The following is a 19,899-nucleotide window of genomic DNA, read 5'->3' on the forward strand; positions in this document are numbered from 1 at the left end:
ATCACTTCCAGTCATCCCGGGTCGAAAGCCCGGGCTCTCACGAGAGGGGAGCACCACGATGGCCAAGGCGCCCGTGCGCAAGCCCAAGAAGAAGCAGAACCCGCTGAAGGCCGCCAAGATCGAGGCGGTCGACTACAAGGACACCGCGCTGCTGCGCAAGTTCATCTCCGACCGCGGCAAGATCCGCGCTCGTCGGGTGACCGGTGTGTCCGTGCAGGAGCAGCGGCAGATCGCCAAGGCGATCAAGAACGCCCGCGAGATGGCGCTGCTGCCCTACAGCAGCTCCGCCCGCTGAGGAGGGGGAACGAGATGAAGCTCATCCTCACCCACGAGGTGTCCGGGCTCGGTACGCCGGGCGACGTCGTCGAGGTCAAGGACGGCTACGGCCGGAACTTCCTGCTGCCTCGCAACCTGGCCACCCCGTGGTCCAAGGGCGGCGAGAAGCAGATCGAGACGATCCGCAAGGCCCGTCGTGCCCGTGAGATCGCCACGGTCGAGCAGGCCCAGCAGGTCAAGCAGTCGCTGGAGTCCAAGCCGGTCGTGCTCAACGCGCGCGCCGGGCAGGGTGGCCGCCTCTTCGGCGCCGTCACCCCGTCCGACATCGCCGAGGCCGTCACCGCCGGTGGCGGGCCCTCGGTCGACAAGCGCAAGGTCGAGCTGCCGCAGGCGATCCGCACCACCGGTCAGCACACCGTGCTGGTCCGGCTGCACGCCGACGTCTCCGCGAAGGTGACCGTCGAGGTCGTCTCCGCCTGACGTCCTGCCCCGGAACCGGTCGTCCCCCGCGGGGGGCGGCCGGTTCCGTCGTTCCCGCGCTCTCCCTCCCCGACGATCGGCGAGGATGACCGGGTGCACCCCGCCCCCGCCCGCCCCACCCGACGGGCGCTCCTCGGCGCCGGGTTGGGGGTGGCGGCGCTGGCCCTGCCCGGCTGCTCGGCCGGGATCTCCCCGCAGCGCGTCGGTCGGCTGCCCGAGCTGCTCACCGGCCCCGGGTGGGTGACCGGGGTCGTCGACGACAGCTTCGGGCGCGACGGTGCCGTCGTCGGAGGGCAGAGCCTGACCCCGCAGCAGTGGCTCGCCCGTGGTCGCGTCCCCGGGGCCGGCACCCGCTGGGAGGCGATGGCCGTCCGCGCCCTGCTCGACGTCAAGCAGCTCATGCACGGCAACGGCTCCGTCTCCGCGGGCCCGGCCGTCGGCTGGGGGTTCTCCTGGTCGCGGGACAACGCCTTCGCGGTGGGGGCCATGCTCGCCGCCCGTCATCGCTCCGAGGCGCTGCAGATCCTCGACTTCATGCGCTTCGTGCAGCTGCCGAACGGCGGGTTCCTGCCCCGCGACCTGCTCACCGGGGGCGCCCCGGACCGTCGTCACGCCCAGTCCGACGGCGCCGGATGGGCACTGTGGGCCACAGCGCACCTGCTCGACACCCCGCCGGAGCCGGCCCGCGACCAGCTCGACGCCCCCGGTGCCCCCCGCATCGCCGCGACCTCGGAGGAAGAGCTGCGGCCCTGGATGCCGATGGTCAACCGGGCCGTCGCCTTCATCGCCCGCGACCTCCGGACCGGCGGCGGGTTGCCCACCCCCTCCTCCGACTACTGGGAGCGGCGCGAGGCCCGGCTCACCCTGGGGACCGCCGCGGCGCTGCTCCTCGGCCTGCGCTCGGCCCGCCGCCTGCTCCTCGCCACCGGCTGGGACCGTCGCGCCGACAACGTCGCCGGGCTCGCCGACCACCTCGAGGACCGGCTGCACGACGCCTTCGGGCCCGCGGGCTACCAGCGCTACAGCGACCGCGGGGGGCCCGACGCGGCCGTCTGCTGGCTGCTCCCGCCCTTCGCGGACCACGTCCGTCCCGCGGTCCTCGACGCCTGGCACGCCTACCAGCGCGACGCGGCCCGCCCCGCCGGTGGGTTGGCCCCCGGCGTCGGCTGGAAGCAGGACGGCATCTCCTGGACCCCCGAGGTCGCCCAGGTCGCGCTGACCGCCGGCCCCTGCGGCCGTCCCGACGTCGCCGAGCACTGGCTGGACTGGCTCGACGCCACCCGGGTCGACTGGGGCAGCCTGCCCGAGAAGGTGCGGCCCGACGGTCTCCCGGCGGGTCCGGCCCCGCTGGGCTGGACCGCTTCCACCGTGCTGCTGACCCTCGCGGCCCGCGAGAATCGCTGAACCGACCCGTCCCCGACCCCCGTCCGAGGAGTGCCCGTGCGCATCGCCCTGGCCCAGATCTCCAGCACCGACGACCTCGCCGCCAACCTGGAGCTCGTCGCCGCCGAGATCGAGGCGGCCCGCGCGGCCGGGGCCCGGCTGCTGCTGCTCCCCGAGGCCACGATGTGCCGCTTCGGCGTGCCGCTCGGCCCCGTCGCCCAACCGCTCGACGGCCCCTGGGCGAGCGCCGTCCGGGCGCTCGCGGACGAGGCCGGGCTGACCGTGGTGCTGGGCATGTTCACCCCGGGCGACGGGGGGCGGGTGCGCAACACCCTGCTCGCGGTGGGCGCGGGGGTGGAGGCGCACTACGACAAGATCCACCTCTTCGACGCGTTCGGGTTCCAGGAGTCGCGGACGGTCCAGGAGGGGCGTGACCCGGTCGTCGTCGACGTCGACGGGGTCGGCGTCGGGCTCGCCACCTGCTACGACGTCCGCTTCCCCGGTCTCTTCTCGGCGCTGGCCGAGCGGGGGGCCGAGGTCGTCCTGGTCGCCGCGAGCTGGGGGAGCGGTCCCCGCAAGGTCGAGCAGTGGCAGCTGCTGACGTCCGCCCGGGCCCTGGACAGCACCTGCTACGTGCTGGCCTGCGGGCAGGCCGATCCCGCGACCCTCGGCAGGGACACGGGGGGTGCGCCGACCGGCGTGGGGTTCTCCCGGGGGGTGGGGCCGCTCGGGGAGGTGCTCGGCGAGCTGGGGGCCTCCCCGGGGCGGTTGGTGCTCGACCTCGACCGGGCGGTCGTCGCCGCGGCCCGTGAGGGGCTGCCGGTCCTGGCCAACCGCCGCGTCTGAGGTCACACCCCCAGGACCATCCAGCGACCCGACCGTTCCCGTCGGACCAGGGTGGCCAGGCGGGCGGCCATGAACAGGCCGGCGAACGCGATCCACAACCAGACCAGCCCGGCCCGCCCCGGCTCGACGAGGAGTCCGACCGCCCCGGCCGCGGGGAGGTAGGCGAGCAGGGTGAGCAGTCCGGCCCGGGCCAGGTAGCGACCGTCGCCGGCCCCGATCAGCACCCCGTCGAGGACGAAGACCCAGCCGGCCAGCGGCAGCGAGGCGGCCAGCACCCAGAGGGCCGCGGCCAGGAACGAGCGCACCGCGGGATCGGTGCTGAACAGCCCGGTCAGGGGTACCGCCGTCAGCGCGATCAGCACCCCGAGGACGGCGCCGGTCGCCACCCCCCACTGGACCATCCGTCGGACGGTGGCCCGGACGTCGCCGACGTCGGCGGCCCCGAGGGCCCGCCCGACCAGGGCCTGCGCCGCGATGGCCAGCGCGTCCAGGGCCAGGGCGGTGGTGGTCCACACCGTCATCGCGACCTGGTGGGCGGCGATCCCCGCGTCCCCCTGCCGGGTCGCGACGACCGTGGTCACCAGCAGGGCGACCCGCAGGGTCAGCGTGCGGACGAACAGCGGCGCCCCGTCCCGTGCCCCGCGCAGGACACCGAGCGGGTGCGGGGTCACGCGGGCGCCGGTCCGCCGTACCCCGCGCGCCACCACCGTGACCAGGGCCGCGGCCATGAGGAGCTGGGTCAGGGCGGTCCCGGCGGCGGACCCGGCGATGCCCCACCCGGCCCCGTAGACCAGAGCGAGGTTCAGCAGCACGTTGACCCCGGCCCCGGTGGCCGCGACCACCAACGGCGTGCGGGTGTCCTGCAGCCCGCGCAGGACCCCGGTGGCGGCCAGCACCACGAGCATCCCGGGCAGTCCCGGCAGGCTCCAGTGCAGGTAGGTCACCGCGTAGGGGAGCACCTCGGCCGACGCCCCCAGCGCGCCGACCAGGGCGGGGGCGGTCGGCCACGCGAGGAGGGCCAGGACGACCCCGGCGCCCAGGGCCAGCCAGATGCCGTCCACACCCTGCTCCAACGCTCCGCGCAGGTCGCCCGCACCGATCCGCCGGGCCACGGTCGCGGTGGTGCCGTAGGCCAGGAAGACCATCAGACCCACCGCCGTGGTGAGCACCGCACCGGCGAGCCCCAGACCGGCCAGCGGCAGGACCCCGAGCCGCCCCACGATGACGGAGTCGGCCAGCAGGAAGAGGGGTTCGGCGACGAGCGCCCCGAGCGCGGGCCCGGCCAGCCTGAGGATGTCGGCGTCGCGCGGGGTCGGCTTGAGCCGCCGGGACCAACCGTTACCGGACCGCAATCTCGCCTCCATCACCACGACATCCCGAAAAACTTCGTCTCCACACGCGGTGGATGCCGCGGACGCGCATCGTCGCAGGTCAGAGCGACGGCCAGGGCACCCCGGTCGGGGTCGGACGTTCTTGTCCCCAGTGTTGTCCACCCCCTGTGCACAACTACCCCCGCTGCGTCCACAGGTTGTCCCCCAGCCTGTGCACAGGCTGGTTTGACCCCCGGGGGTCGCAGGGGCGAGGGTCTGTCGGACCTCCCCGCTAGACAGTCTTCGCTGCCGCCGGGGCGGCCGCAGCGGAGGAGGCCTCGTGACCACGGACCAGGACCTGCCGAGCCAGTGGGCCGGGGACTTCGGCGACGACGGGCAGCGCCCGCGGTCCGGTGACGGGGGTCAGGGGCGGGGCCGCCGCAACGACCGTGGCCCCGAGGTCGGGGCCGAGCCCTACGAGCGGATGCCCCCCCAGGACATCGCCGCGGAACAGGGTGTCCTCGGCGGGATGATGCTGTCCAAGGACGCCATCGCCGACGTGGTCGAGGTCCTCAAGGGGGTCGACTTCTACCGGCCCGCGCACGAGCTGATCTACGAGGCGATCCTCGACCTCTACGGCCGCGGCGAACCGGCCGACCCGGTCACCGTGTCGGCCGAGCTGACCAACCGCAACGAGCTGGCCCGGGTCGGCGGCACCCCCTACCTGCACGACCTGATCTCGACCGTCCCCACCGCGGCCAACGCCGGCTTCTACGCCCGGATCGTCCGCGAGCGGGCGGTGCTGCGACGCCTGGTCGAGGCCGGCACCCGCATCGTGCAGATGGGCTACGGCGCCGACGGCGGCGACGTCGACGCGATCGTCAACTCCGCCCAGGCCGAGGTCTACGCCGTCACCGAGAAGCGGGTGAAGGAGGACTACGCGCCCCTCGGCGACATCATCGAGGCCGCGATCGACGAGATCGAGGCGTCCTCGCACCGCGGCGAGGGCATGGTCGGCGTCCCCACCGGGTTCGCCGACCTCGACCAGCTGACCAACGGTCTGCACCCCGGCCAGATGATCGTCATCGCGGCTCGGCCAGCTGTGGGTAAGTCGACCCTGGGACTGGACATCGCCCGGGCGGCATCGATCAAGCACGGTCTCGCCAGCGTCATCTTCTCCCTGGAGATGGGGCGCAACGAGATCTCGATGCGCCTGCTCTCGGCCGAGGCGCGCATCCCCCTGCAGAACATGCGCAAGGGGACCATGCGCGAGGAGGACTGGACCAAACTGGCCCGCACCATGGGGTCGGTGTCCGAGGCCCCCCTCTACATCGACGACTCCCCGAACATGTCGCTGATGGAGATCCGGTCGAAGTGCCGGCGGCTGAAGCAGAAGGCCGACCTGAAACTCGTCATCGTCGACTACCTGCAGCTGATGACGTCGGGCAAGCGTGTGGAGTCCCGGCAGCAGGAGGTCTCGGAGTTCTCCCGGGCCCTGAAACTCCTGGCCAAGGAGATCGAGGTCCCGGTCATCGCGCTGTCGCAGCTGAACCGTGGGCCCGAGCAGCGGACCGACAAGAAGCCGCAGATGAGCGACCTCCGCGAGTCGGGCTGCCTCACCGCGTCGACCCGGGTGCTGCGGGCCGACACGGGCGCCGAGACGACCATGGGCGACCTCTTCGCCGCCGGGGCCAGGGACGTGCCGGTCTGGTCCCTGGACGACTCGCTGCGCTACGTCCGGCGGCACCTCACCCACGTCTTCTCCACCGGGACCAAGCCTGTTCTCCGGCTGCGCACGACGTCGGGCAAGGTCGTCCGGGCGACCGCGAACCACCCGTTCCTCACCTACGAGGGGTGGACCGCGCTCGGCGACCTCGCGATCGGGCAGCGGATCGGCGTCCCCCGTCACGTGCCGGGGCCGGAGCACGTCGTCACCTGGGCCGACGACCGCGTCGTGCTGCTCGCCCACCTGCTCGGGGACGGGTCGTTCGTCCGCCGTCAGCCGCTCCGCTACGCGAGCGTCGACGAGGAGAACCTCGACGCGGTGACCGATGCGGCGCGCACGGCGTTCGGGATCGCGGCCGTCCGGGACGAGTTCGCGGCGGCGCGGTGCACGACGCTGCGCCTGCCCGCCCCCTACCGACTGGCCCGGGGGCGCCGGAACCCGGTGGCCGAGTGGTTGGACGGGATGGAGCTGTTCGGGCTGCGCAGCCACGAGAAGTTCGTCCCGGCCGAGGTGGCCGGCCTGCCCAAACGGCAGATCGCGCTGTTCCTCCGGCACATCTGGGCGACCGACGGGTCGGTGACCGTCAACGCCTCGGGGACGTCGGGGCGCATCTACTACGCCTCCACCAGCCGCCGCCTCGTCGACGACCTGGCCCGGCTCCTGCTGCGGTTCGGGATCTCCGCCCGGGTGCGGAAGGCCACCCCCAAGGCGCAGTACCGCGCCGGGTGGACGCTCGACGTGTCGGGCGTCGACGACCAGCGGCGTTTCCTGCAGGAGATCGGCGTCCACGGGGCCCGTGGCCGCCGGGCCGAGGCCCTGCTTGCGGTCGTACGGGACAAGACGTCGAACCCGAACGTGGACACGGTCCCCGTGCAGGTGTGGGACCGCGTGCGTGAGGTCCTCGTCGAGAAGGGGATGACGCACCGGGAGTTCGCGGCGGCCATGGGCACGGCGTTCTGCGGGTCCACCCTGTGGAAGCGCGCCCCCTCCCGGCAGCGGTTGGGGCGTGTGGCCGAACTCCTCGACGACGCGGCCCTCGACGTCCTGGCCGTCAACGACCTCCTGTGGGACGAGATCGTGGAGATCGAGCCCGACGGGGTCGAGGAGGTCTTCGACGCCACCGTGCTCGGCGGGCACAACTTCGTCGCCGACGGGGTCGCCGTCCACAACTCCATCGAGCAGGACGCCGACATGGTGATCCTGCTGCACCGGGAGGACATGTACGAGAAGGAGTCCCCGCGCGCGGGAGAGGCCGACTTCATCGTGGCGAAGCACCGCAACGGACCCACCGACACCATCACCGTCGCGTTCCAGGGGCACTACTCGCGCTTCGTGGACATGGCCACCTGATCCGTCGCGCACGTCGACCCGGGTGGCGGGCCCGGGGCGGACCGCGCAGGGTGGGCCGGTCGGAACGCCGTCGTGACCGTCACGACGTCCGGGTCCGACGGGTGAGGCGGGTGCGATGAGTCGGGTGGTCGTCATCGGGTCGACCGGACACATCGGGACCTACCTCGTCCCGCGGTTGGTGCGCGCCGGGCACGACGTCGTGGCGGTCAGCCGGGGAAGCCGGGAGCCCTACCAGCCGGCGCCGGAGTGGCCGCGGGTCGAGCGGGTGGTGCTCGACCGCGAGGCCGAGGAACGGGCGGGAACCTTCGGGTCGCGGGTCGCCGACCTGCGACCGGACGCCGTCGTCGACCTCATCTGCTTCGACCGGGACTCGGCCGAGCACCTGCTGGAGGCCCTGCGCCCCACCCGTCCGCTGCTGCTGCACTGCGGCACGGTGTGGGTCCACGGCCGGACCGCGCGGGTACCCGTCACCGAGGACGAACCGCGCAACCCCTACGGCGAGTACGGCCCCAAGAAGGCCGCGATCGAGGCGCTGCTGCACGCCGAGTCGCGTCGGGGCGGGGTACCGAGCGTCGTCCTGCACCCCGGCCACATCACCGGCCCGGGCTGGCCCGTCATCACCCCGGCGGGCAACCTGTCGCCCGAGACCTGGCGGCAGCTCGCGACGGGCGAGCCCGTCCCGCTGCCCTACGCGGGTCTCGGCCTGCTCAACCACGTCCACGCCGACGACGTCGCCCAGGCCTTCGAACGCGCCCTCACCCGGCCGGAGGCGGTCGGGTCCAGCTTCCACGTCGTCGCCGAGCAGGCGATGACCCAGCGCGGGCTCGCCGAGGGGGTGGCCGCCTGGTTCGGGCGCCGGGCCGAGCTCGACCTCCTCGACCGTGACGCCTTCGTCGACCGGGTCGGGGCCGAGGCCGCGGGCATCACCTTCGACCACGTCGAGCGCAACATCGCGGCCGCCATCGACCGGGCCCGGACCGTCCTCGGCTACCAGCCGCGCTACTCGTCGTTGGACGCCCTGCACGAGGCGCTCACCTGGCTGGTCGCGCACGGTGAGGTCGACGTCGCCGGTCAGGCCTTCTGACCGGAGGTCCCGATCGGGCAGGGGACGGCCGGGCGATCCGGCCCCTGCCGGAGGGCCCGTCCGCGTGCCACCCTCGGCCCATGCAGATCCGCCGCGTCGCGCCCGGGGAGTGGGAGCTGGTGAAGCGTTTGCGGCTGGACGCTCTGCTCGACCCGGCCGCGCCGGTGGCCTTCCTCGACACCCACGAGCGGGCGTCCCGGCAACCGGACGCGCACTGGCGCGACCGGACCGAGCGGGCCGCGGCCGGTCCCGAGGTCGCGCAGGTCGTGGCCGACGACGATGGGACCTGGGTCGGGTCGGTGACCGCGATCGTCGAGTCCCTCGGTCCGGCGGCCACGGGCGGCCCTCCGGTGCGACGGGCCCTGCTCGTGGGGATCTACGTGGCCCCGGCGCACCGCGGCAGCGGGCTGCTGGGTCGGCTCGTCGACCACGCGATCGACTGGGTCGGTCGGCAAGGGCTCTCGGAGGTCTACCTCGAGGTCCACGAGCAGAACCCCCGGGCCGAGGCCGCCTACCGACGGCTCGGCTTCCGGCCCACGGGCCGCTCCCCGCAGGGACCGCACCGGCAACTGGTCCGGGACGTGCCCAGCGGGTGAGCCGGTCGGGGGACGGGGTGCCCCTTCTCAGGTCGGGCTCAGCGGTTCGCGGCCGCCTCGGGGCAGACTGATCGGGTGCCGTACCGCGGGTGGTGGGGGCGGATCGGGGTCGAGGCCCGGTCCGCGGTCGCCGCGACCGTGGTCCTCGGGCTCCTCGTCGTCACGGGCGGCGTCCTGGCCCTCGTCGTCCTGCACCACTCCCTCTTCGGCGGCGTCGAGGACTCCGGGGGCGTCCAGACCCGCCTCGTCCGCCTCGTCGTGGACGCCGACACCCTGCGCGCGGGGGCCGAGGGCGAGGACACCCCCGCCCGGCAGGTGCTCGACCGCACGATCGGGGCCGATGACGACCGGGGCGTCCTCATCCAGGTCATCCGCGCCGACGGCACGATCGTCGCCCACAGCCTGCGGGCCCCCGCCGACTTCCCGATGGTCCAGATCAGCCCGCCGATCGCGGTCGACGAGAGCGTCCGGACCGTGCTGCCGGGCCGCGGGGACAGCCCCTGGACCGTCACGGTCCTCGGCGCGAGCGTCGAGGACCAGTACTTCACGGTGCAGATCGCGCAGTCGGCCACCGACGCCGAGGCCACGTTCCGCACCGTCGTGGTGCTGCTGGCCGTCGGGACCCCGCTGCTGCTGCTGGCGGTGGCGCTGGCCACCCGGGTGTTCGTGGGGCGCTCGCTGCGCCCCGTCGAGGCGATCCGCAGCACGGTCGAGGGCATCACCGCGGCCGGCCTGCACGGGCGGGTGCCGCAGCCACCCGGACGCGACGCGGTCGCGCGCCTGGCCGCCACGATGAACGCGATGCTCGCCCGGCTGGAGACCGCCCAACGCGCGCAGCAGCGGTTCGTCGCCGACGCCAGCCACGAGATGCGCTCGCCGGTGGCGACCCTCAAGGCCGGCGCGGAGATCTCGCTGGCCCACCCCGGCTCGCACACCCCGGAGGAGTTCTCCCGGCTCGTGCTGGGCGAGTCGTCCCGCCTGGAGTCCCTCGTGCAGGACCTGCTCCTGCTGGCCCGCGTCGACGAGGACCGCCTGGTCGTCACCGCCACCGACGTCGACCTCGACGACCTGCTGGGGATGGAGGCCGCCCGGGTCGCCTCCCTCCAGCCGCGGGGGGCGGGGGGGCTCACCGTCGCCGTCGACGCCGTCCCGCTGCGGGTGCGGGGCGACGAGGGGCAGCTGTCGCGGGTGCTGCGCAACCTGGTCGACAACGCCTGCCGGCACGCCGCGCGACGGGTCACCCTGGCCTGCCGCGCCGAGGGCCCGGTCGCGGTGGTGGAGGTCGGCGACGACGGGCCGGGCGTGCCCGTCGACGAACGGGAGCGGGTCTTCGAACGCTTCACCCGGTTGCAGGAGAGCCGGACCCGCGACTCCGGGGGGACGGGCCTCGGCCTCGCGATCGTCGCCGAGCTGGTCACCGCGCACGGCGGCACGGTGGAGGCCGACGAGTCCCCCGCCGGCGGGGCCCTGTTCCGGGTGCGGCTGCCGATGGCCGAGGCGCCTCAGCCGGTCTCGGCCAGCCGGTAGCCCACGCCGCGGACGGTCTCGATCGCCTTGCGGTCGAACGGGTTGTCGATCTTCTTGCGCAGGTACCCGACGTAGACCTCGACGACGTTGGGGTCCCCCTGGACGTGCGCGTCCCAGACCGCCTCGAGGATCTGCGTCTTCGAGACCACCTCGCCGCGGTGCCGGAGCAGGAAGTGCAGCAGCGCGAACTCCCGGGCCGTGAGCACGATCTCGGTGTCCCCGCGCCGGACCCGGTGCGCGGCCGGGTCGAGGGTCAGGTCACCGGCGGTCAGAACGACCGGACGGGCCGGGGCGCCGCGCCGCACGAGGGCGTGCAGCCGGGCCACCAGGACCCGGAACGAGAACGGTTTGGTCAGGTAGTCGTCGGCCCCGAGCTCGAAGGCGTCGGTCTCGTCGTACTCCCCGTCCTTGGCCGTGAGGATCAGCACCGGCGTCCAGACGTCGACCGAGCGGAGGTCCCGGGTGATCTCGTACCCGTTGCGGGAGGGGAGCATGAGGTCGAGCACGAGGACGTCGTAGGAGTTCTCGCGGGCCAGCAGGAAACCCCGCCGGCCGTCGTGGGCCACGTCCACCGTGAACCCTTCGGCCGCCAGTCCGCGCCGGATCGTGTCGGCCAGGCCGACCTCGTCCTCCACCAGCAGAACCTTCACGTCCCCACCCCTCGTCGGTCCTCCGACCAGCCTGCCCTACGTCCGGGGCCGGCGACCCGTCGACGGCGAAAGGACGACCGGATCAGCGCAGCAGGTAGACGCTGGAGACCACCGTCGCGCCGAGGACGAGCTGCTCGAAACGGCGGGCGTCGATCCGCTTGATCACCTTGCGCCCGATCAGCGCCCCCACGACCACGGCGGGCACGAGCATCAGGTCCAGCCGCAGGGAGTCCAGGCTGACCAACCCCAGCCCGATGCTGAACGGCAGCTTGAACAGGTTGACCAGGAAGAAGAACCAGGCGCCGGTGCCCAGGAACCCCAGCACCGACAACCCCATCGTGAACAGGTAGATCGACATGGCCGCGCCCCCGGCGTTGGCGACCATGGTCGTGAAACCGGCGAGGAACCCGAACGTCGCGGCCACGAGGACCCGACGGGTGGCGCTCGCGGGGGGCGGGGCGGTCCCGAGCCGGCGCTGCCGGTACTGGCGCCAGACGTGCAGCCCGACCAGGGCGATGAGGACCGCGCCGATCGTGCGGCGCATGACCACGTCGTCGACGAGGTCCACGAACAGGGCGCCGACCAGCACCCCCACCGCGACCGAGGGGAACAACCGCAGCAGCAGTTTCCACTCGGCGTGGCGACGGTAGGCCCACACCGCGAACAGGTCGCCGAAGATCAGCAGGGGCAGGATCGTGCCGGTGGATTCCTTGGCCGGCAGCACCGCGGCGAACAGCGCCACCGCGACCGCCGCCGCGCCCCCGATCGCGGTCTTGGCGAAGCCGATGACGACGGCGGCGACGACGAGCACCAGGAAACCGACGAGGGTCACATCCACCTCCGGAGGCTACGACGTGCGGGCGCGCCAGACTGGACCCGTGCCCCCTCCGCTCCCGCGTCGACCCGATCCCCGGGTCGCGGGGGTGCTGCACCTCGACCTGGACGCGTTCTTCGCCGCCGTCGAGCAACGGGACAAACCGTCGTTGCGCGGCCGACCCGTGGTGGTCGGCGGCACGGGGTTGCGGGGGGTGGTCGCCACCGCCTCCTACGAGGCGCGACGGTTCGGCATCGGCTCGGCCATGCCGACCGGTCAGGCGCGGCGGTTGTGCCCCAACGCGGCCTACCTGGCCGGGCGGTTCGGCGCCTACCGGATCGTGTCCGAGCAGGTGATGGCGATCGCCCGGGAGCTGTCCCCGGCGGTGGAACCGATGTCGCTCGACGAGGCCTACGTGGATCTCGCCCTCGCCCACGAGGGGCTGACCACCGAGGACGCCGTCGAGATCGCGAAGGAGTTCCGTACCCGGGTCCGGGCCCGCACGGGGTTGACGGTGTCGGTGGGGGTGGGGCGCAGCAAGCTCACCGCCAAGATCGCCTCCGACCTGCGCAAACCCGACGCCCTGGTCGTCGTCGCCCCCGAGGACGAGGCCGACCTCCTGCGCCCGCTGGAGGTCTCGCGGCTCCCCGGGGTCGGTCACGTCACGGGGGAGCGGTTGCGGCGCAGCGGGATCAGGACCATCGGCGACCTGGCCGCGGTCGAAGAGGACGAACTGGTGCGGATGTTCGGCAAGGCCCACGGCACCGGGTTGGCCGCCTTCGCCCGCGGGTTCGACCCGCGACCGGTGGTCGCCGAGCGCGAGGCCAAGTCGGTCTCGGCGGAGGAGACCTTCGCGGTCGACCTGACCGACCGGCGCGACCTCGACGAACGGGTCCGGAGGATGGCCGAGCGGGTCGCCGCCCGGTTGACGACCTCGGGCCTGTCGGGGCGGACCGTGACGATCAAGGTGCGGCGCTACGACTTCTCGACCCTGAACCGGTCCCGCACCCTGGCCCACTCCACCGGTTCGGCCGGCGAGATCGCCGAGCACGCCCGGGAACTGCTCGCGGCCGTCGACGTCGCCGACGGGGTCCGGCTGCTCGGGGTCGGGGTGTCCGGTCTGACCGAGTTCGCCCAGATCGACCTGCTGGCCGACCTGCTGGCCGACTCCGACACCGAGGACCACACGGAGGGGGGCGAGGCGGGGGCGGATCCCGTCGACGGGGTCGCGGCGGGGGGGATCCACCCGCTGACCTCGCCCGCCCCCTACGGTCCCGCGGCCCCGGCCGAGCGCGACTGGTCCCCCGGGCAGGACGTGACCCATCCCGAGCACGGGTCGGGCTGGGTCCAGGGGTCGGGGGTGGGGCGCGTGACGGTCCGCTTCGAAGGTCCGCACACCCCGCCGGGGCGCATCCTCACCTTCCGCGCCGACGACCCCGACCTCGCGGCCGCCCCGCCCCCCGTCTTCGAGCCCCCCGTCCTCGAGCCCGCCGTCCCCGACCCCGCCCCGGAGCCGTCCGCGTGACCCGACCCTGGACCCTCACCACCGGCCTGGCCGAGGGCGTCCCGCCCCTGGCGGTGGACCCGCTGCACCGGTTCCTGGCCGCGCACGCCCTGCCCGGGGCCGAGCGGGTGGAGCCCGCCACCCCCGAGGCCCCCGGGGGCCCGGACCGCCCGGAGCTCGTCCGGGTGCTGCCCACCGCGGCCGGCCCGACCGTCGTCGGCGTCACCCTGCGGCCCGAGGCGGTGACCGTGCGCCGGATCGCCGGGTCCGGGAGCCGCGGCGACGTCGAGGCGCGCGTCCGGCGCTGGCTGGACCTCGACGCCGACCCCCGGGCGGCCGTGGCCGCCCTGGGCGCCGACCCCCTGCTCGCCGACGCGGTGCGGGCCCGGCCGGGGTTGCGCATCCCCCGCACCCCCGACCCGGTCGAGACCACGGTGATGACCGTCCTCGGTCAGCAGGTGTCGCTCGGTGCGGCCCGCACGTTCGGGGGCCGGCTGGTCGCCGCCTACGGGGTGCCCGCCGGGGCCGGGCTCACGGCCTTCCCGACCGCTGCCGCCCTGGCCGCGGCCGGCCCGGACGCGCTGCGCGCGACGACCGGGGTCACCGGCGCTCGCGGCCGCACGCTGCACGCACTGGCCACGCTGCTCGCCGACGGTCTCGACCTCGACGCGGCCCGGGAGAGCGGGAGCACCGAGGAGGCGTACCGGGCGTTGCTCGCCCTGCCCGGGGTGGGCCCGTGGACGGCCGACTACGTCAGCCTGCGGGTGCTGGGCCGGACCGACGTGTTCCTGCCCTCCGACCTGGTGGCGCGCCGCGCCCTCGGCGGTCTGGACGTGAAGGCGGCCACCGCGCGGGTGGCCGGGTGGAGCCCGTGGCGCGGGTACGGGTTGCTGCACCTCTGGACGGCGGCCGTCTTCGCCTGAGCGTGGGGCGACCAGCGGGTGAGCGCCCGACTGCATAGGGTCGTCCCCATGGTCGAACCCACCCCTCCCGGAACCGTCGTCGTCACCGGGGGGAGCCGGGGCATCGGGGCGGCCGTCGTGCAGGCGCTGGCCGTGCGGGGGATCCCGGTCTGCTTCAGCTACCGCACCCACCGTGAGGCCGCCGCCGCGGTCGTGGAGGCCGCCGCCGAGCTCGGGACACCCGCGGTCGCCGTGCAGGCCGACGTGACCCAGGAGGTCGAGGTCCGTCGGTTGTTCGCCGCCGCGCAGGACCTCGGGCCGGTCGTCGGCCTGGTCAACAACGCCGGGTTCGCCGGTCCGATCCGCCCGTTCCTCGACTACGACGCCGAGCGCATCCGCCGGGTCCTGGAGACCAACGTGGTCGGGGCCTTCCTCTGCGCGCAGGAGGCGGTCCGGCGCATGGGCCCGGGCGGGGTCGTCGTCAACGTCTCCTCCCGGGCCGCCCAGCTCGGCAGCCCGGGGGAGTACATCGACTACGCCGCGTCCAAGGCGGCGGTGGACGCGTTGACCGTCGGGCTCGCCAAGGAGGTCGCCGCCGACGGCATCCGTGTCGTCGGGGTCCGGCCCGGCCTGATCCGGACCGACATCCACGCCGACTCCGGGGAGCCGGGGCGGGTCGAGCGGTTGCAGAAGTCCGTGCCGATGGGCCGCGGCGGCGACCCGACCGAGGTCGCCGAGGCCATCGTCTGGCTGCTCTCCCCGGCGGCCTCCTACGTGACCGGCACGACCCTGGACGTCAGCGGCGGTCGCTGACCCCCCGGCGGCCGGCCCCGCCCCGACCCCGCCCCCGCCCCCGCCCTCCGTGATCGAGGAATTCCCGGGGGCGGGACGGTCAGGCCGCCCCGGTGGTCGGCGCGGCGGTCGGGCCCGCGGTGCTGCCGTCGGACGGGTCGTCACCGGGGCCCCGCCCCCCACGACCGGGTCCGTGGTCCCCGCGACCGCCCCGCAACGGTGACGTCACCGCCTCCCCGACGCGCGTGGGCAGGTCGGCGATCCGCTCGTCGGCCTCGGCCCGGGTGAGCCGCCCGTCGGTGACCGCCTGGTCCAGGCGCGTGGTGGCCGCGTCGACCAGCGCGTCGACCAGCGTCTGCTGGGGGACGTCCTGGGCCGCGGCCACGGTGGCCAGCGTCGCCCCGTCGGCTTGCAGGGCCGTGCGCAACTCGTCCTCGGTGAGGTTCAGGGTGGTCGCGGCGACCTCCAGGTCGAGGAGTCGACCGCCGTGCCCACCCCCCGGCCCCCCGCGCAGCGCGTCGCTCGAGGCGAGGGTGTCCGCCACGGTGTCGGCCTGCGCCTGGGTGAGCGTGCCGTCGCCCACGAGCCCGGCCAGGGCGTCCTTCAGTCGCTCCACCCGGCTCGTCGAGGCCGTCCCCGCCTCGGCGTCGGCGCTGGCGGGGGCGATGACGGCCGCCCCCAGCGCCGAGGCGGCGACGATCCCCGCCACCCCGACGCCGATCGTCTTCCTGCTCATCCTCATCACGGGATCCCTTCCGTCGGACCGGGGGAGCGTCCCCCGGGTCCAGCAACGGCCACCGACTTAGGTCCGAGCTGTGCGTGGGCTGGCGAACCGCCACGACCGGGTCCAGACGGCCGGGACAGCCCGCACCGGGCTGACGCACAGCCTCCGGGCGCACGGTCGGGACATGCCACCGCCCGTCCGCGACCGATCCGTTCCGGGGTCCGCCGACGTGGGCCTGGGGTTCGCCGCGGTGGTCCTGACCGTGTTCACCGCGCTGCAGCTGCTGACGCCCGCGCAGCAGGACGCCGTCGTGGCCTGGACCAGCACCGACCTCGACAACCTGGCCACCGTTCCGCTGCGCGTGCTCGTGCTCAGCGCGTTCGTCCTCCCCGACGCCGACGACCTGTGGATCCTGGCCCCGCTGGTCGTGGTGCTGACCCTGTTCCGACGGCGCTTCGGTCGACGGGCGACCGTGGTGACCTTCGCCGTCGGGCACGTGGGGGCCACCCTCGTCGTCGCCGGTCTCCTCCTCGTCGGTCTGGGCCTCGGGGTGGTGGACCCGGCGGTCCGGAGCGCGTCGGACGTCGGGGCGAGCTACGGGGTCGCGGGCGTCGCGGGAGCCCTCGCCGCCGCCGTGCCCCGCTCCGGTCGGCACCGGAACCGGATCGTCATCGCCGGCCTCGCGGTGCTCTTCCTCGTCCTGGCGGTGGACCCGGACTTCACGGCCCTCGGGCACCTCGTCGCCCTGCTCGTCGGGGTGGCCTGGGGCCGCGTCCTGCGACGGGGGGACGGGGGGACGCGTCAGCCGACCGCGCCGTCGGTGCCACCGGCTCTGACCCGCAACAGCTCCGGCCGGGCGAGCACGAGGTCGTGGAACGCCCGGACCGCCCTCGGCAGCGGGCCGCTGCGGTGCACCAGCCCCAGGGTGCGGGTGGTGGAGGGGCCGCCGAGCTCGAGCTCGACCACCCCGCCCGCGGCCCCGGGTCGGGCCGGGGGGAGCACGGCGATCCCGAGGCCGGCGGCGACCAGGCCCCGCAGCGTGTCCGCGTCCTGCCCCAGCAACCCGGTCCGGGGGGCGAAGCCGACCGCGGCGAACATTCGCTCGGTCGTGTCGCGCAGCCCGTAACCGGGTTCGAACGCGACGAACTCCTCCTCCCGCAGCTCGTCCAGCTCGACCGCCCCGCGCCCGGCCAGCGGGTGCCCGGGCCACACGGTGAGCACGAGACGTTGCTGCAGCAGCGGCCGGGCGACCAGGTCGTCCGCCTCGGGCAACGGGGAGGTGAGGACCAGGTCGACCTCGCCACCGCGCAGCTGCGCGAGCAGCGTCCCGGCGGCGCCCTGGACGAGGGAGAACCGGGCCCCCGGGTGGGCGTCGCGGAACGCCCGCACCAGCGCGGGGACCGCCGCCGGGCCCAGGGTGTGCAGGAATCCGAGCGCCACCCGACCGGTGGAGGGGTCGTCCTCGGCGTGCACCTCCTCGAGGCCCCGGTCGAGCTCGGCCAGGGCCCGGCGGCCGTGCTCGGCGAGCGTCCGCCCGGCCGCGGTCAGCCGCAGGCCCCGCCCGTGCGGGGCGACGAGCTCGACCCCGACCGCCGCCGAGATGCGGGCGAGCGCCCGGCTCACGGTCGGCTGGCCGAGGCCCAGCTCCCCGGCCGCGCGGGTGACGTGCTCGTGGTCGGCGACCGCCACCAGGACCCGCAGGGGCCCGGCCAGCGCGTCGAGGGCCTGCGTCAGGCGTTCGTCCTGCATGGGTCAGCAGGCTTTCATGCATTGGACGCATCGGTCGAGCCTGCCTACCGTCGAAGGGTGACCACGCTGACGGCCCCCGCGCGACCCCACCCCGGGTACGAGCAGCACAGCCCCGGTTACCGCCGCGTCCGGATCGCCCTGTTCGCGGCCGGCATCGCCACCTTCGCCCAGCTGTACGCGACCCAGGCCGTCCTGCCGACCCTGTCCGGGGCCCTGCACGTCGACGCCGCGCACACCGCGCTCACCGTGTCCTGCGCGACGGGCGCCCTGGCGCTGTCCGTCTTCGGCTGGAGCGCGCTGGCCGACCGCTACGGGCGGGTCCCGGTGATGGTCGTCTCGCTCGTGGTGGCGACGCTGCTGGGTCTCGCCCTGCCGCTGGCCGGGGGGATCTGGCCGATGCTCGCGCTGCGCACCCTGCAGGGTGCCGCGCTCGGGGGCCTGCCCGCGGTCGCCATGGCCTTCCTCGCCGAGGAGGTGGCCGCCCGCCAGGTCGCCCAGGCCGCGGCCGTCTACGTCGCCGGGACCTCGCTGGGTGGTCTCGGCGGGCGCATCCTCTCCGGGATCTCGGTCGACCTCAGCGGTTCCTGGCAGCTGGGGGTCCTCACCGTGTCGGCCGCGTCGGTGCTGGCCGCGGTCGTGTTCTGCGTCGCGGTGCCCCCCGCCCGCGGGTTCGTCCCCGCCCGCCTGCGGACCGGGGCCGCCGCACCGCGGACGAGCCTGGCCCGCAGACTCCGCACCGCCCTGTCCGACCGGGCGCTGCTGGCCCTCTACGCGCAGGCGCTGCTGCTCATGGGGGCGTTCGTGACGATCTACAACTACCTGGGTTTCCGACTGCTGGACCGGCCGTTCTCGCTGACCCAGACCGTCGTCGGTCTGCTGTTCCTGGTCTACGTGTTCGGCACGGTCTCGGCGTCCGCCGCGGGTCGTCTCGTGGCCGCGACCTCCCGGTTCACGGTGCTCGCCGGGTCCGGCGCGCTGTTCGTCCTCGGCTGCCTGCTCACCGCCGCCTCCGCGCTCCCGGTCGTCCTGCTCGGCCTGGTCCTGCTGACCGTCGGGTTCTTCACCGCGCACGCCGTGGCCAGCGGCTGGGTCGGGTCCATCGCGCCCCGCCCGGTCCGGGCCCAGGCCTCGGCGCTCTACACGTTCGCCTACTACGCCGGGTCCAGCGTCCTCGGATGGTTGGGCGGCACCGCGTTCGAGGCGGCCGGATGGACCGCCGTCGTCGCCGTCACCGCCGGGGTCGGGGTGCTCGCCGTCGCCGTCGCCGCGCTCGTCCTGCGCCGCGCGGGGGCGGCGGGCAGCATGAACGCGTGACCGACGCGCCCGCCCCCGAGCTGGACGCGCTGGCCGGGCTGGTCGGCGCCGGTGGCGTCACCGTCCTCGCCGGCGCCGGGTTGTCCACCGACTCCGGCATCCCCGATTACCGCGGCCCCAACGGGTCCCTGCGTCGGCACACGCCCATGACCTACCAGGAGTTCACCACCTCCGCCGAGGCCCGCCGCCGCTACTGGGGGCGCAGCCACGTCGGCTGGGAGCATTTCCGCAGGGCCCGGCCGAACGCCGGGCACCGCGCCCTCGCCGCGCTCGACGCCGCCGGGTTGGTCGTCGGGACGATCACCCAGAACGTCGACGGGCTCGACGTGGCCGCGGGTTCCCGCAACGTCGTGGAGATCCACGGCAACCTCGACCGGGTCGTCTGCCTGCACTGCGGCGACCGGACGAGCCGGCGGGCGCTCGCGGACCGGTTGCGCGCCGCGAACCCGGGTTTCGAGTCGCGGATCACGGTGCTCAAGGCGCTGAACCCCGACGGCGACGCGGACCTCTCCGCCGACCAGCTCGCCGGGTTCCGCACGGTGGGTTGCACGGTCTGCGGGGCCGACGCGCTGAAGGCCGACGTGGTGTTCTTCGGCGAGTCCGTCCCCCGGCCCGCGGTCGAGTCGTCGTTCGGGCTGGTCGATGCCGCCCGCGCGCTCCTGGTGGTCGGGTCGTCGTTGACCGTCATGTCGGGCTACCGGTTCGTCCTGCACGCGGCCAAGCGCGGCATCCCGGTCGCCATCGTGAACTCGGGTCCGACCCGCGGGGACGAGAAGGCCGACCTGCGGGTGGACCGGCCGCTGGCGGAGGTGCTGCCGGCGTTGGCGGGGCGGTTGACCGGGGTGCCCACCGTCGGCTGATCCAGTCGTCAC

General features: G+C 74.6%; 18 protein-coding genes and 1 pseudogene. 14 read left to right on the forward strand and 5 right to left on the reverse strand.

Annotated elements, in window-relative coordinates; genetic code table 11:
• Nucleotides 1-58 precede the first annotated feature (58 nt).
• The 4 genes from rpsR to ACFFKU_RS00690 all read left to right on the forward strand — a co-directional run bounded on the left by rpsR (nt 59) and on the right by ACFFKU_RS00690 (nt 2,985).
• Complete coding sequence (gene rpsR / locus ACFFKU_RS00675; RefSeq protein WP_380134480.1) at nt 59-295, forward strand: 30S ribosomal protein S18; 237 nt, start codon at nt 59-61, stop codon at nt 293-295.
• A gap of 14 nt (nt 296-309) precedes the next feature.
• Nucleotides 310-756: a 50S ribosomal protein L9 gene (gene rplI / locus ACFFKU_RS00680; protein WP_380134483.1), complete on the forward strand. Its 447-nt coding sequence runs from the start codon at nt 310-312 to the stop codon at nt 754-756.
• A gap of 93 nt (nt 757-849) precedes the next feature.
• On the forward strand, nt 850-2,160 hold the full coding sequence (locus ACFFKU_RS00685) for a glycoside hydrolase family protein (RefSeq protein WP_380134485.1): 1,311 nt from the start codon (nt 850-852) through the stop codon (nt 2,158-2,160).
• Nucleotides 2,161-2,196: 36 nt separating this feature from the next.
• Nucleotides 2,197-2,985: a carbon-nitrogen hydrolase family protein gene (locus tag ACFFKU_RS00690; protein WP_380134488.1), complete on the forward strand. Its 789-nt coding sequence runs from the start codon at nt 2,197-2,199 to the stop codon at nt 2,983-2,985.
• Between the two features lie 2 nt (nt 2,986-2,987).
• Here ACFFKU_RS00690 and ACFFKU_RS00695 read toward each other — a convergent pair whose 3' ends face one another.
• The gene (locus ACFFKU_RS00695; RefSeq protein ID WP_380134777.1) at nt 2,988-4,349 is read right to left on the reverse strand and encodes an MATE family efflux transporter; all 1,362 of its coding nucleotides are present in this window, start codon (nt 4,347-4,349) and stop codon (nt 2,988-2,990) included.
• 286 nt (nt 4,350-4,635) lie between these two features.
• On the opposite strand from ACFFKU_RS00695, the gene ACFFKU_RS00700 reads away from it, so the two are divergent.
• The 4 genes from ACFFKU_RS00700 to ACFFKU_RS00715 all read left to right on the forward strand — a co-directional run bounded on the left by ACFFKU_RS00700 (nt 4,636) and on the right by ACFFKU_RS00715 (nt 10,578).
• Nucleotides 4,636-7,371 carry a replicative DNA helicase gene (locus tag ACFFKU_RS00700; protein WP_380134490.1) on the forward strand — a complete coding sequence of 912 codons (2,736 nt, stop codon included), beginning with the start codon at nt 4,636-4,638 and terminating at the stop codon, nt 7,369-7,371.
• 115 nt (nt 7,372-7,486) lie between these two features.
• A complete protein-coding gene (locus tag ACFFKU_RS00705) occupies nt 7,487-8,455 on the forward strand; it encodes an NAD-dependent epimerase/dehydratase family protein (protein WP_380134492.1) in 969 nt (322 codons plus the stop codon).
• An 80-nt stretch (nt 8,456-8,535) separates the two neighbouring features.
• Nucleotides 8,536-9,051, forward strand: coding sequence for a GNAT family N-acetyltransferase (locus ACFFKU_RS00710; RefSeq protein ID WP_380134495.1), 516 nt, complete (start codon nt 8,536-8,538; stop codon nt 9,049-9,051).
• 75 nt (nt 9,052-9,126) lie between these two features.
• Entirely contained in the window at nt 9,127-10,578 is a 1,452-nt protein-coding gene (locus ACFFKU_RS00715) for a sensor histidine kinase (RefSeq protein ID WP_380134497.1), read from the forward strand.
• On the opposite strand, the gene ACFFKU_RS00720 is transcribed toward ACFFKU_RS00715, so the two are convergent.
• Both ACFFKU_RS00720 and ACFFKU_RS00725 read right to left on the reverse strand, forming a co-directional pair.
• Complete coding sequence (locus ACFFKU_RS00720; RefSeq protein ID WP_380134500.1) at nt 10,554-11,228, reverse strand: response regulator transcription factor; 675 nt, start codon at nt 11,226-11,228, stop codon at nt 10,554-10,556. The genes ACFFKU_RS00715 and ACFFKU_RS00720 overlap by 25 nt on opposite strands.
• 82 nt (nt 11,229-11,310) lie before the next feature.
• Nucleotides 11,311-12,066, reverse strand: coding sequence for a sulfite exporter TauE/SafE family protein (locus ACFFKU_RS00725; protein WP_380134501.1), 756 nt, complete (start codon nt 12,064-12,066; stop codon nt 11,311-11,313).
• Nucleotides 12,067-12,106: 40 nt separating this feature from the next.
• On the opposite strand from ACFFKU_RS00725, the gene ACFFKU_RS00730 reads away from it, so the two are divergent.
• The 3 genes from ACFFKU_RS00730 to ACFFKU_RS00740 are packed head-to-tail and all read left to right on the forward strand — an operon-like array spanning nt 12,107 to nt 15,261.
• Nucleotides 12,107-13,567, forward strand: coding sequence for a DNA polymerase IV (locus ACFFKU_RS00730; protein WP_380134502.1), 1,461 nt, complete (start codon nt 12,107-12,109; stop codon nt 13,565-13,567).
• The gene (locus tag ACFFKU_RS00735) at nt 13,564-14,469 is read left to right on the forward strand and encodes a DNA-3-methyladenine glycosylase family protein (RefSeq protein WP_380134504.1); all 906 of its coding nucleotides are present in this window, start codon (nt 13,564-13,566) and stop codon (nt 14,467-14,469) included. Before ACFFKU_RS00730 ends, ACFFKU_RS00735 begins: the two co-directional genes overlap by 4 nt.
• A gap of 48 nt (nt 14,470-14,517) precedes the next feature.
• Nucleotides 14,518-15,261: an SDR family oxidoreductase gene (locus tag ACFFKU_RS00740; RefSeq protein WP_380134506.1), complete on the forward strand. Its 744-nt coding sequence runs from the start codon at nt 14,518-14,520 to the stop codon at nt 15,259-15,261.
• A 79-nt stretch (nt 15,262-15,340) separates the two neighbouring features.
• Here ACFFKU_RS00740 and ACFFKU_RS00745 read toward each other — a convergent pair whose 3' ends face one another.
• A complete protein-coding gene (locus tag ACFFKU_RS00745) occupies nt 15,341-15,976 on the reverse strand; it encodes a hypothetical protein (RefSeq protein ID WP_380134508.1) in 636 nt (211 codons plus the stop codon).
• 172 nt (nt 15,977-16,148) lie between these two features.
• Between ACFFKU_RS00745 and ACFFKU_RS00750 the strand changes: the two are divergent.
• Nucleotides 16,149-16,718: pseudogene (locus ACFFKU_RS00750) on the forward strand (rhomboid-like protein); the annotation flags it as partial.
• A gap of 47 nt (nt 16,719-16,765) precedes the next feature.
• Here ACFFKU_RS00750 and ACFFKU_RS00755 read toward each other — a convergent pair.
• A complete protein-coding gene (locus ACFFKU_RS00755; protein ID WP_380134510.1) occupies nt 16,766-17,713 on the reverse strand; it encodes a LysR family transcriptional regulator in 948 nt (315 codons plus the stop codon).
• A 57-nt stretch (nt 17,714-17,770) separates the two neighbouring features.
• Between ACFFKU_RS00755 and ACFFKU_RS00760 the strand changes: the two genes are divergently transcribed.
• A complete protein-coding gene (locus ACFFKU_RS00760; protein ID WP_380134512.1) occupies nt 17,771-19,027 on the forward strand; it encodes an MFS transporter in 1,257 nt (418 codons plus the stop codon).
• The gene (locus ACFFKU_RS00765; RefSeq protein ID WP_380134514.1) at nt 19,024-19,887 is read left to right on the forward strand and encodes an NAD-dependent protein deacetylase; all 864 of its coding nucleotides are present in this window, start codon (nt 19,024-19,026) and stop codon (nt 19,885-19,887) included. Before ACFFKU_RS00760 ends, ACFFKU_RS00765 begins: the two co-directional genes overlap by 4 nt.
• Nucleotides 19,888-19,899: the final 12 nt, after the last annotated feature.

It is taken from the genome of Kineococcus gynurae (genome assembly GCF_042433995.1).
Classification (GTDB): Bacteria; Actinomycetota; Actinomycetes; order Actinomycetales; family Kineococcaceae; genus Kineococcus; species Kineococcus gynurae.

Coding starts and splice junctions, on each gene's coding strand:
- ACFFKU_RS00705 (WP_380134492.1), top strand. CDS start 7,487: ATGAGTCGGGTGGTCGTCATCGGGTCGACCGGACACATCGGGACCTAC.
- ACFFKU_RS00745 (WP_380134508.1), bottom strand. CDS start 15,976: ATGAGCAGGAAGACGATCGGCGTCGGGGTGGCGGGGATCGTCGCCGCC.
- ACFFKU_RS00710 (WP_380134495.1), top strand. CDS start 8,536: ATGCAGATCCGCCGCGTCGCGCCCGGGGAGTGGGAGCTGGTGAAGCGT.
- rplI (WP_380134483.1), top strand. CDS start 310: ATGAAGCTCATCCTCACCCACGAGGTGTCCGGGCTCGGTACGCCGGGC.
- ACFFKU_RS00755 (WP_380134510.1), bottom strand. CDS start 17,713: ATGCAGGACGAACGCCTGACGCAGGCCCTCGACGCGCTGGCCGGGCCC.
- ACFFKU_RS00695 (WP_380134777.1), bottom strand. CDS start 4,349: ATGGAGGCGAGATTGCGGTCCGGTAACGGTTGGTCCCGGCGGCTCAAG.
- rpsR (WP_380134480.1), top strand. CDS start 59: ATGGCCAAGGCGCCCGTGCGCAAGCCCAAGAAGAAGCAGAACCCGCTG.
- ACFFKU_RS00740 (WP_380134506.1), top strand. CDS start 14,518: ATGGTCGAACCCACCCCTCCCGGAACCGTCGTCGTCACCGGGGGGAGC.